Raw genomic sequence first — 11389 nt, 5'->3', positions numbered from 1 at the left:
GGCAGCTCGCCCTCCTCGCCGATCGGCTGGATGGAAACCAGGTCGCGGTCGTCCGCACTGCCCGGCAGCGCAGAGCCATGCATCACCTTCAGCCGCTCGGCGGCGTCGAGCGAAGTCGACAGCCCCTTGGCCATGTCGAGCGTCACATGATTGCCGCCGATGGCGATGGCGTCGCCATGCACGAACTTGCCTTCCGAGAACACCGAGATCGTGGTCGTGCCGCCGCCCATATCGATGCAGGCCGCGCCCATTTCGAGCTCGTCGTCGACCAAAGCCGCGAGACCGCTGGCATACGGCGTTGCCACCATGCGCTCGACCGACAGATGCGAGCGGTTGATGCAAAGCTCGAGATTGCGCATCGGCGCAGCATCGCCGGTCAGCACATGCATATCGACGCCCAGCGTCTCCCCGACCATACCGCGGGGATCCCGCACGCCGCGCTCGGCATCGAGCGAGAAGCCGACGGGAAGCGAATGAACCACCTCTCGCTCGGCCCGCAGCGCCTGCTTGGCGCCGGCAGCGAGCACGCGCTTGATGTCGGCTTCCTCGACCTGATGGCCGCCGAGATTGATGGTTGCCGAAAAGGCCTCGCTCTTCAGCCGGCCGGCCGTCATGTTGACGATAAGGGAATCGACGGTGAGCCCCGCCATGCGCTCGGCGGCGTCGACGGCGAGACGGATGGCATGCTCGGCGCGGTCGAGATCGACCACGACGCCCGACTTAACTCCCTGCGACTTCTGATGGCCGATGCCGATCACCTGGATGCGATGCGAGCGTCCGCGCAACAGCTTGCCGTCCTCGCGCGGCTTCAGCTTCGCCACCACGCAGCAGACCTTGCTCGAGCCGACATCGAGCACCGTCAGCGTGCCCGACCGGCGCGAAGAGGCATCACCGCCGCCGCCAAGCCAGCTCATATCTTCGTCTCCGGCCTGCGTTTCATCAGGGTCTTCGGCTTGTCGCTGAGCGCGGCTTCGCGCTGCGTCGCAGCTTCCGGCGAGAGCTCGACGACCAGGCGATCGGACAACCGCATGTCGACGGCAGCGATGTCGCGCGTCAACAGCCCGTTGTCATGATCAAGCTTGACGAGCTCGGCGATCGCCTGATCCTCGCCGTCTTCCGGCAGCTTCACGGTGATGCCGTTCTCCAGCTTGAGATCCCAGCGCCGCTCGCCGACACGGATATAGCCTTTGACCCGCGCCGCCAGCTCGGGATAGCGCTTGATCCTCTCGAGGAAATCCGGTGCCTTGGCCGGCGCGCCCGTGCCGATGATCAGCGGCAGCAAAGCCTGCTTGCCGCCCGAGAACGGCGCGATCACCTCGCCCGACCGCTCGATGACCGAAAGCGAATTGCCCTGCTGCCAGAGCGCGAAGGGCTCACGCTCCTCGACACGGACCTCGAGCGTATGAGGATAGATCTTGCGCACCGCTGCAACCTCGACCCAAGGCAATGTCGCGATGCGCTCGCGCGCAGCCTCGGCATCAAAGCCGATCAGCGACGTCCAGCCATCGAGGCCGAGGCGGTCCAGGATATCGATCTCGGAAGTCTGGCGATTGCCGACGACCTTGATCTGGTCGACGGCAAAACCGGTTCGGGCCGTCACGCCCTGCACGATGATGTCGGCGTAGCCGCCGAGATAGGCCCCATAGGCGCCGGCGGAAACCAACAAGGCAGCCGAGAGGATCGCAGCCGAAAAACGCGGCGCCTCGTACTCGCCATCGCAGAGACGGGCAAGCAAACGCACCGGCCGCCGCAGCTGGCGCGGCAACACGAAATGGTCGAACGATAGCGGCACGCCGAACCGCGCAGGTCCAGTCCCGCGACCTTTGCCCTGGCCCCACCTCAACGCAGACACGAAGCGTCCTCCACCATCCAACTCAACAATTCGCCGAACGAATGCCCCGCTTGCGCGGCGATTTCAGGCACCAGAGACGTCGGCGTCATGCCCGGCTGGGTGTTGATCTCGAGCCAGACAACCTCGCCGTTTTCGGAGTGACGGTCGTCGTAACGGAAGTCCGACCGGGAAACGCCCCGGCAACCGATAGCAAGATGAGCCTTGAGGGCCAGTGTCTGTATTTTTTGGTAAATATTCGGTGAAATTTTTGCAGGGGTTACGTGTTTTGATCCACCCGGGACGTACTTTGAATCGTAGTCGTAGAAGGAATGACCGGTCGGGATGATTTCACAGACCCCAAGCGCCACGTCACCCATCACCGCGCAGGTCAACTCGCGCCCGTGGATGTAGCGCTCGACCATGACGATCTCGCCATACTTCCATTCGGACGAGCCGATGACTTGCGGCGGATGCGACTGCCCCTCGTGCACGATGACGACGCCGAAGCTCGAGCCTTCATTGACCGGCTTCACCACGTAAGGCGGCTTCATCGGATGCTTGTTCTGGACGGAGAAGCGGTTGACCACCCTCGATTCCGCGACGGGAATTCCGGACGCCTTGGCGACCTTCTTGGCCTGCTCCTTGTTCATGGCCAGCGCCGAAGCGAGCACACCCGAATGGGTGTAGGGAATTCCGAGATATTCGAGAATTCCCTGGATGGTGCCGTCCTCGCCGAACGGGCCATGCAGGGCGTTGAAGGCGACATCGGGCTTGAGCTCGGCAAGCACAGACCCGACATCGCGCGAAACATCGACGCGGGTGACCTGATAGCCTTCATTCTCGAGCGCATCCGCACATGCCTTCCCCGACGACAGAGACACGGGCCGCTCCGAGGAAAATCCCCCCAGGAGAACAGCCACATGCTTCTTCTTCATCCCGCCTTCCCCTCTCACGCCGGGCCTGCAACCAATATTTCCGCACGCAACATTTCCGCACATTGAGTCCGAGTCTTCCGGCAGGTTGCCCCCCAGACGGAAAACGCGGGTAACGCGTCAAACGACTCAAATCAGGAAACGCTTTAGAGCAGAGAATCAGAGAGTTGATTCCCTGGCAAGTACCTATGATTCCGAGAGATTCACTTTCCGCGAAAACGGGCGAGAAAAGTGTGTTGTTGAGTCTTTGCGGTAACGCTTGACGGCGTCGCCGACGACGCAAGTTCAAGCACTACTTGAACATCGCAGCGAGCTAAAGAAGCTGGCCCAGGAACTCCTGCACCGCGTGACCCGGCCGGAAGTTGCCCAGCCGCTTGATCTCCCAATGCAGGCGGATGCCCGAATTTTCCAGCACCCGCGCGCGCACCGTCTCGCCGAGATATTCGAGATCGTAGCCGGTCGCCGTGCCGGTGTTGATCATGAAGTTGCAGTGCATGGGAGACATCTGCGCGCCGCCGATCATCAGCCCGCGGCAGCCGGCCTTGTCGATCTCTTTCCACGCCGACGAGCCTTCCGGGTTCTTGAAGGTCGAACCGCCGGTCTTCTCGCGGATCGGCTGCACCGTCTCGCGATGGTTCTGCACGGCATCCATCGCCGCCTTAATCGCAACCTTGTCTTGCGGGATGCCCTCGAAGATGGCGGAGGTAAAGATCAACCCGCCAGGCGCCGACGAATGGCGGTAGGCATAGCCCATATCCGCATTGCTCAGCGTATAGACATTGCCTGCGCGATCGAGCGCCCGCACCTCGACCACGCGCTCGCGCGTCTCGACGCCATTGGCGCCAGCGTTCATCCTCAGCGCCCCGCCGACAGCGCCCGGAATGCCGTGATAGAAATGGAACCCGCCGATGCCGGCTTCATAAGCCACGGCGGCCAGACGCTTGTCCGGCGTTGCCGCGCCAGCCTTGATGGTGGTCGATCCGGTGACTTCGGCCTCGCCGAAGCCCTTGGCGGAGAGCCTCACCACAAAACCGGGGATGCCGCCGTCGCGCACCAGAAGGTTTGAGCCGACGCCGACGACCGTAATCGGGATTTCCTCCGGCACCGCGCGCAGGAAGGCCGCGAGGTCCTCCTCGTCGGCCGGCTGGAACAGCGCTTCCGCCAGCCCACCGGCACGGAACCAGGTGATCTTGTCCATCTCGGTATTGGGCGTGACGCGGCCGCGCAGGCCGGCAAGCTTGTCGCCGAGCTTGTCGATCAGGTCCTGGCCGCGCATCATGAGGGGGCCCCACAGAGTTCCTTGGGCAGCGCATAGGCCCATTGCGTGATGTTGCCGGCGCCAAGGAAGATGACGAAGTCGCCGGGCTTGGCAAGTTCGCGGACGGCCGGCGCGACCGCCGTCGGGCCTTCGATATAGCGCGCGTCGCGATGGCCGCCGGCACGGATGCGCGACACCAGCGCGTCCGAGGTCACGCCCTCGATCGGTTCCTCGCCGGCCGCGTAAACGGGCGCCACCATGACCGTGTCGGCATCGTTGAAGCAGACGGAAAACTCATTGAACAGGTCGTGCAGCCGGGTGAAGCGGTGCGGTTGCGCGATCGCGATGACGCGGCCCTTTGTGGCCCCGCGCGCGGCCTTGAGCACCGCCGCGATCTCCACCGGGTGGTGGCCGTAATCGTCGAAGACCTCGACGCCGTTCCAGGAACCGGTGTGCGTGAAACGCCGCTTGACGCCGGCGAAGGATGACAGGCCTTTCTTGATGGCTTCGGCGGACAGACCGAGCTCGTGCGCGACCGCGATCGCCGCCGTCGCGTTGGAGACATTATGGCGGCCGGGCATGGGCAGTCGCAGACCTGTGATCGTCGTCGTGCCCCGTCCCTTGCGGTCGCGGATCACCACGTCGAACTCGGATGTAGCTCCGTCCATGCGATGATTGGCGAAGCGCACGTCGGCCTGGGCATTCTCGCCATAGGTGATGACGCGCCGATCCTCGATGCTGCCGACCAGCGCCTGCACCTCCGGATGGTCGGTGCACATCACGCCGAAACCGTAGAACGGAACGTTCTCGACGAACTGGCGGAAGGCCTCGCGCACCTTGTCGAAGCTGCCATAGTGGTCGAGATGCTCGGGGTCGATGTTGGTGACGACGGCGATGTCGGCCGGCAGCTTGAGGAAGGTACCGTCGCTCTCGTCGGCCTCGACCACCATCCACTCGCCGTCACCCATGCGGGCATTGGTACCATACGCGTTGATGATCCCGCCATTGATGACGGTCGGATCGAGCCCGCCGGCTTCGAGCAGCGTCGCGACCATGGAGGTGGTCGTCGTCTTGCCATGCGTGCCGCCGATGGCGACCGCCTGGCGGAAGCGCATCAGCTCGGCCAGCATCTCGGCGCGGCGCACGACCGGCAGCAGTTTCTCGCGCGCCGCCTTGAGCTCGGGGTTGGATTTCTTGATGGCGGTCGACACCACGACCACCTCGGCCTCGCCGATGTTCTCGGCCTTGTGGCCGACGAAGCATTCGATGCCCCTGTCGCGCAGCCGCTGCACATTGGCGCCGTCCGCCTGGTCGGAGCCCTGCACCTTGTAGCCGAGATTGTGCAGCACCTCGGCAATGCCGCTCATGCCGATGCCGCCGATGCCGATGAAATGCACGAGGCCGATCGTCTGCGGCATCTTCATGCGCGCGTCCTCCTGTAGTCGGAAACCGTTTTGCCGGACGCAATAGCCTCTGTCAGATCGGCGAGCAACCGCGCCGCGTTGGGTTTTCCGGCCGAGCGGGCAGCCGCAGCCATTGCGGTCAGCCGGCCGGGATCCTCCATCAGCCCGCCGACCAGCGCGGCGATCCGCTCGGCCGAGAGCGTCGATTGCTGATGGACCTCGGCCCCACCGGCGGCGGCAAGTGCCGCGGCATTCGCCGCCTGGTCGTGATCGAGCGCATGCGGGTAAGGCACCAGCAGCGCCGGGCGGCCGATGACCGCGATCTCCGATACGGTCGAGGCACCGGACCGCGACATCACCAGATGTGCGGCCGCCATGCGCGCCGCCATATCGGTGAAGAAGGGCGAGACCTGCGCGTCGACGCCGAGATCGGCATAGGCGGTCTTCACTCGCGCCACGTCTTCCGCGCGCGCTTGCTGGGTGATCGCCAGCCGCTTGCGCTGCGCTTCGGGCAAAAGCGCTATCGCCGCCGGCACAGCATCGGAAAAGTACTGCGCACCCTGGCTGCCGCCGAAGACCAGGAAGCGGAACGGCTCGCTGGCATCCGACGCGACATAAGGCGATTTCGCCGCTTCAAGTATCTGCGGCCTCACAGGATTGCCCGTGGTCACCGTCTTGGCGCCGGCCGCGCTTTCCCCCTCCGGCAGGAACCCGCCGGCAATCGCATCGACCCGGCTCGACAGCGCCTTGTTGGCACGTCCCATGACGGCGTTCTGCTCATGGATCAGCGTCGGCACCTTGCGCCGTGTCGCCGCATAGAGCGGCGGCAATGTCGGATAGCCGCCGAAGCCGACGACGGCGTCGGGCTTGATCCTGGCGATGACACGCCCCGCTTGCCGCACGCCTTGCCAGATCGTCCAGAAGGAAGCGAGCACGGCGAAGGGATTCTTCGAACCCAAAGTCGCCGAGCGGATGGAGTGGATCGCGGCGGCGGGAAAGTGGCCGGAGTAGCGCTCCGCGCGGCGGTCGGTGGCAAGATGCACCTCCCAGCCCCGCTCGATCAGCTCATGCGCAAGCGCCTCGGCTGGGAACAGATGTCCGCCCGTTCCGCCGGCCGCCAGCAGGATGACACCCCTCGACATCCCGCCTCATTCCGCCGGCATGGCGCGCTGCGAGAAGGCGTAGCCAATCTGCTTGCGCTTTTCGGGATGCCTGCGCGTCAGCGCCAGCACCATGCCCATCGAGACGGCAATCGCGATCTGCGAGGAGCCGCCGTAGGAAATGAAGGGCAGCGTCATGCCCTTGGCCGGCATCAACTGTAGGTTCACGCACATGTTGATGGCCGACTGCAAGCCGAAAATGGTGACGAGCCCGCCGACGGCGTAACGGGTGAAGTCGTCATGCTCCTTGAGCGCGATGCTCAATCCGCGCAGCACGATGAAAGCGAAAATCGACATGATGAAGAAGCACATGATCAGCCCGAACTCCTCGCCCGCGACCGAAAACACGAAGTCGGCGTGGCTGTCGGGGATGACCCGCTTCACCGTGCCCTCGCCTGGGCCGACGCCGAACCAGCCGCCATTGATCAGCGCCTCGCGGCCCATGTCGACCTGGAAAGTGTCGCCTTCGCCGGTGAGGAACTTGTCAATGCGGGCGGCCACATGCGGAAACACTGTATAGGCCGCGAACACGCCGCCGACGCCGGCAGCCCCCAGCGCGACGATCCAGAACCACGGCAGGCCGGCCATGAAGAACATCACGCCCCAGGTGCCCAGCACCAGCATGGTCTGGCCGAGATCCGGCTGCGCGATCAGCAGCGAGATCACCAAGGCCAGCAGCAGCATGGCGAACAGATTGCCGGGAATGTCTGGCTGGCGCTTGTGCTCGGCAAACAGCCAGGCGCAAATGATGACAAAGGCCGGCTTCAGGAACTCGGACGGCTGGATCGAGAGCCCGGCGAGCGATACCCAGCGCCGCGCGCCCTTCACCTCGACGCCGATATAGAGAACCGCCACCATCAGCACCAGCATGATGCAGATCATCGCCAGCGACATGCGCCTTATTTGTCGCGCTTCCAGGAAGGAAACCGCGAGCATCACGACGAGCGCCGGGATGGTGAAGATGATCTGTCTTGTGGCGAAGTGGAAGCTGTCGAGACCGATGCGCTCGGCGACCGCCGGGCTTGCGGCGAAGGACAAGACGATGCCGAGCCCCATCAGCGACAGGAATGCCGCCAGGAACCAGCGATCGATCGTCCACCACCAGGTTGCGACCGGACTTTTGTCGAGACGGCTTTGCATCAACGTGGCCCTCCGATGGGTTTCACCCCATCAATAGCAGTCGCAGCTTGCCTGAAGGCTTCGCCGCGAACCTCGAAATTCTTGAACTGGTCGAAACTGGCGCAGGCCGGCGAAAGCAGGACGACGGCCTCGCCGCCGGTGTCGCCCGCGGCGTCATGGGCGGCGTGCTCGACCGCGGCCGCCAACGTTCCGGAAATTTCGTAAGGCACCGCCTCGCCGAGCGTGGCGGCGAAAGCGGGAGCGGCCTCGCCGATCAGATAGGCCTTGGCGATGCGTGGGAAGAAACCGCGCAGCGGCTCTATCCCGCCTTCCTTGGGTAGGCCGCCTGCGATCCAATAGATGCGGTTGAAGCTCGACAGCGCGGGAGCCGCCGCATCGGCATTGGTCGCCTTGGAATCGTTGACGAACAGCACATGATCCTTGCGGCCCACCTGCTCCATGCGGTGCGCCAGCCCCGGGAAGCTTTCCAGCCCCGCCTGGATCTCGCCGAGTTCCAGCCCGACCCTGAGGCAGGCGGCCACGGCGGCGAGCGCGTTCTGCGCATTATGCTGGCCGCGCAGCGAGCCGATGCCTTCCAGGAATGCGATGCGGCTGTAGCGACCGTGCACGGCTTCCATCAGATTCGTGCCGTCAGCGAAATAGCCGTCGGTCAGCGGCAGGCGCTTGGAAATGCGGATCACTTGCCGGCCTGCCCGCTCCAGCCGGTCGGCGATCTGGGCGCACCAGGAATCGTCGACGCCGATGATCGCGGTGTCGCTGCCGGCGACCAGCCTTTCCTTGATCGAGGCGTAATGCGCCATGGTGCCGTGGCGGTCGAGATGGTCGGGCGTCAGATTGAGCAGGATGCCGGCGGTCGGATTGATCGAGGGCGCGAGATCGATCTGGTAGGAAGAGCACTCCACCACATAGTGCCGTTCGGCCTCGGGCGGATCGAGCGTCATGATGGCGCGGCCGATATTGCCGCCCATCTGGGTGTCGCGTCCGGCCGACTTCAAGATATGCGCCGTCAGCGCCGTGGTCGTCGACTTGCCGTTGGTGCCGGTGATCGCGACGAAGGGTGCGGCCGGCGCGCGCTGGATGCGCTCGCGGCAGAACAGCTCGATGTCGCCGATCACCTCGACGCCGGCGCCGCGCGCCAGTTCCACCGTCCAGTGCGGCTTCGGATGCGTGAGCGGCACCCCGGGCGACAGGACGAAGGCCGCAAAGCGCGACCAGTCGGCGCCGCGCAGGTCGCCGGTCGCGATCCCGGCGGCTGCCGCCTTGGCGACGCTGTCCGGATTGTCGTCCCAGGCGAGGATCTCGGCGCCGCCGGCGATCAGCGCATGCGCGGTCGCAATCCCCGATCCGCCGAGCCCGAAGAGCGAAACGCGTTTGCCTGCAAAGGAAGCGGCGGCGATCAAGCGGGCATCCTATCTGAGCTTGAGGGTGGAGAGGCCGACCAGCGCCAGGATGACGGCGATGATCCAGAAGCGGATCACCACCTGGCTCTCGGTCCAGCCGAGCTTTTCGAAATGGTGATGGATCGGTGCCATCAGGAAGACGCGCTTGCCGGTCATCTTGAAGTAGCCGACCTGAATGATGACCGACAGGATCTCCACCACGAACAGGCCGCCGACAATGACCAGCACGATCTCGTGCTTGGTGGCGACAGCGATGGTGCCGATCAGGCCGCCCATGGCAAGCGAGCCGGTGTCGCCCATGAAGATCGCGGCCGGCGGCGCGTTGAACCACAGGAAGCCGAGGCCGGCGCCGATGACGGCGCCCAGCACGACCGCCAGTTCGCCGGTGCCCGGAACGAAATGGATCTGCAGATACTCGGCGAACACCGCGTTGCCGGAAAGATAGGCGATGACGCCGAACGATGCCGCAGCGATCATGATCGGCACGATCGCCAGCCCGTCCAGACCGTCGGTCAGGTTCACCGCATTGCCGGCGCCGACGATCACGAAGCAGGAGAACGGCACGAAGAACCAGCCGAGATTGATCAGGAATTCCTTGGCGAACGGGAAGGTCAGCGACGACGAGAACGGCGCCTGGCCATTGTGCATGATCACCCAGGCCGCGATGCCGGCGACAACGAATTCGATCGCCAGCCGCGCCTTGCCGGAGAAGCCCAGATGCGACTGTTTCGTCACCTTGAGATAGTCGTCGTAGAAACCGATCGAGCCGAAGCCGACGGTGACCAAAAGCACCACCCAGACATAGATGCTGGAGAGGTTTGCCCACAGAAGCGAGGAGCCGATGATGCCGGACAGGATCATCAGCCCGCCCATCGTCGGCGTTCCGGCCTTCTTGAAATGTGTCTGCGGTCCGTCGGCGCGGATCGGCTGCCCCTTGCCCTGGCGAAGCCGCAGCGAATTGATGATGGTCGGTCCGAATATGAAGACGATCAGCGCCGAAGTGATCAGCGCACCGCCGGTGCGAAAGGTGATGTAGCGGAAGACATTAAAGGCCGAGATCTTGTCCGCGAAATCAACGAGTAAAGTGAGCATCGGTCCCCCGGATCCCGACCTCAGGTCGGTTCAATGGTTGCGGCTTCCGCCGGAAATTTGCCGAGCAATGCCTCGACCAGCTTTGAAAAGCCGATGCCTTTCGACGACTTGACCATCACCACGTCACCCGGCCTGATCGCCGACATGACGACGGGCTTCAGCTCTTCGGCTCCTGGCCGGTACTCGGTTTCGACATCCGAAGGCAAAACCTCGGCCAGTGCCCGCATCTCCGGGCCGCCGAGAAAGACGTTGCGCGTTTCTGTGCCGACAATAAGTTCGGCAAGGGCCGCGTGGAGCTTCGCCGAATGGCTGCCGAGTTCCAGCATGTCGCCAAGCACGGCGATGCGCCTGCCCTCGCCCGATACCGGCGTGGCGTTGAGCAGCGCCATGGCTGCCGCCATCGACGCTGGATTGGCATTGTAGCTCTCGTCGATCAGCGTGATCGGACCGTTCGGATGGCGCAAAATGTGGCGCCGGCCGCGCCCGCGCTCGGCCGAAAGATCGGCGAGCGCCGCCGCGACCTTGTCGAGATCGGCGCCGACCAGTTGCGCGGCGCCAAGCACCGCCAGCACATTCTGCACGATGTGGCGGCCGGGCGCCCCCACACGGGCCGTCACGTCCCTCTTGCCGATCTTGACCGCGATATCGGAGTGATCGGCATAAAGGTCGCAGCCAACAAGACGAAAGGCCGAGCGGGCGTTCTCGCCGAAGCCGAAGACATGCTCGACACCTGCATCCTTGGCCACTTTCCCGAGCAGCTTCCAACGCGGATCGTCGCGATTGAGCAGCGCGGCGCCGCCGGCCTCTATGCCCTCGAAAATCTCGGCCTTGGCCATGGCGATCTCGTCGAGATTCTTGAAGAAGCCGAGATGGGCGGCCGCGATCAGCGTGACGATCGCGACATGCGGCCTCACCATCTTGACCAGCGGCCTTATCTCGCCCGGATGATTCATGCCGATCTCGAAGATCGCGTAGTCGCAGTCTGCGGGCATGCGCGCCAAGGTAAGTGGCACGCCCCAGTGATTGTTAAACGACTGCGCCGAGGCGTGCACCTTGCCGACCGCCGACAGCACATGGCGCAGCGCTTCCTTTGTGGTCGTCTTGCCCGCAGAGCCGGTCACCGCGATGATCTTGGCCCGTGAGCGAGCGCGCGCCGCAATGCCGAGCTTTTCC

The 11389-nt window shown here is 64.4% G+C and carries 10 protein-coding genes; all 10 read right to left on the bottom strand.

All coding sequences use genetic code 11. From position 1 onward, the window contains the following. The coding region (gene ftsA, locus EOA79_RS24390) for a cell division protein FtsA (RefSeq protein ID WP_128293369.1) at nt 1-914 on the bottom strand (914 nt) is incomplete at its 3' end. Next, nucleotides 911-1852 carry a cell division protein FtsQ/DivIB gene (locus EOA79_RS24385; protein WP_095824919.1) on the bottom strand — a complete coding sequence of 314 codons (942 nt, stop codon included), beginning with the start codon at nt 1850-1852 and terminating at the stop codon, nt 911-913. The genes ftsA and EOA79_RS24385, both read right to left, overlap by 4 nt. After that, complete coding sequence (locus tag EOA79_RS24380) at nt 1840-2766, bottom strand: D-alanine--D-alanine ligase (RefSeq protein WP_127335677.1); 927 nt, start codon at nt 2764-2766, stop codon at nt 1840-1842. The genes EOA79_RS24385 and EOA79_RS24380 overlap by 13 nt, the downstream gene beginning before the upstream one ends. A gap of 310 nt (nt 2767-3076) precedes the next feature. Beyond that, complete coding sequence (gene murB / locus EOA79_RS24375) at nt 3077-4042, bottom strand: UDP-N-acetylmuramate dehydrogenase (protein ID WP_095824921.1); 966 nt, start codon at nt 4040-4042, stop codon at nt 3077-3079. Further along, nucleotides 4039-5445, bottom strand: a complete 1407-nt coding sequence (gene murC / locus EOA79_RS24370; protein WP_095824922.1) for a UDP-N-acetylmuramate--L-alanine ligase — start codon at nt 5443-5445, stop codon at nt 4039-4041. Before murC ends, murB begins: the two co-directional genes overlap by 4 nt. Then, entirely contained in the window at nt 5442-6566 is a 1125-nt protein-coding gene (gene murG / locus EOA79_RS24365) for an undecaprenyldiphospho-muramoylpentapeptide beta-N-acetylglucosaminyltransferase (RefSeq protein ID WP_128293367.1), read from the bottom strand. Before murG ends, murC begins: the two co-directional genes overlap by 4 nt. 6 nt (nt 6567-6572) lie before the next feature. Continuing rightward, nucleotides 6573-7724: a putative lipid II flippase FtsW gene (ftsW, locus tag EOA79_RS24360; protein ID WP_067329044.1), complete on the bottom strand. Its 1152-nt coding sequence runs from the start codon at nt 7722-7724 to the stop codon at nt 6573-6575. Next, a complete protein-coding gene (murD, locus tag EOA79_RS24355; RefSeq protein ID WP_095783819.1) occupies nt 7724-9124 on the bottom strand; it encodes a UDP-N-acetylmuramoyl-L-alanine--D-glutamate ligase in 1401 nt (466 codons plus the stop codon). The genes ftsW and murD overlap by 1 nt, the downstream gene beginning before the upstream one ends. Nucleotides 9125-9133: 9 nt before the next feature. Further along, nucleotides 9134-10216: a phospho-N-acetylmuramoyl-pentapeptide-transferase gene (mraY, locus tag EOA79_RS24350; protein WP_066990736.1), complete on the bottom strand. Its 1083-nt coding sequence runs from the start codon at nt 10214-10216 to the stop codon at nt 9134-9136. Nucleotides 10217-10236: 20 nt separating this feature from the next. Beyond that, the coding region (gene murF / locus EOA79_RS24345; protein ID WP_128293366.1) for a UDP-N-acetylmuramoyl-tripeptide--D-alanyl-D-alanine ligase at nt 10237-11389 on the bottom strand (1153 nt) is incomplete at its 5' end.

The sequence above is a fragment of the Mesorhizobium sp. M1A.F.Ca.IN.020.03.2.1 genome (assembly GCF_004023205.1).
Lineage (GTDB): Bacteria > Pseudomonadota > Alphaproteobacteria > Rhizobiales > Rhizobiaceae > Mesorhizobium.
Note: the sequence above shows the minus strand (reverse complement) of the source record. Positions and strands in the feature narration are given on the sequence as shown.

Excerpts from the sequence above, each read along its gene's own strand:
- EOA79_RS24380 (WP_127335677.1), bottom strand. The coding sequence starts at position 2,766 with ATGAAGAAGAAGCATGTGGCTGTTCTCCTGGGGGGATTTTCCTCGGAG.
- murB (WP_095824921.1), bottom strand. The coding sequence starts at position 4,042 with ATGATGCGCGGCCAGGACCTGATCGACAAGCTCGGCGACAAGCTTGCC.
- murC (WP_095824922.1), bottom strand. The coding sequence starts at position 5,445 with ATGAAGATGCCGCAGACGATCGGCCTCGTGCATTTCATCGGCATCGGC.
- murG (WP_128293367.1), bottom strand. The coding sequence starts at position 6,566 with ATGTCGAGGGGTGTCATCCTGCTGGCGGCCGGCGGAACGGGCGGACAT.
- ftsW (WP_067329044.1), bottom strand. The coding sequence starts at position 7,724 with ATGCAAAGCCGTCTCGACAAAAGTCCGGTCGCAACCTGGTGGTGGACG.
- mraY (WP_066990736.1), bottom strand. The coding sequence starts at position 10,216 with ATGCTCACTTTACTCGTTGATTTCGCGGACAAGATCTCGGCCTTTAAT.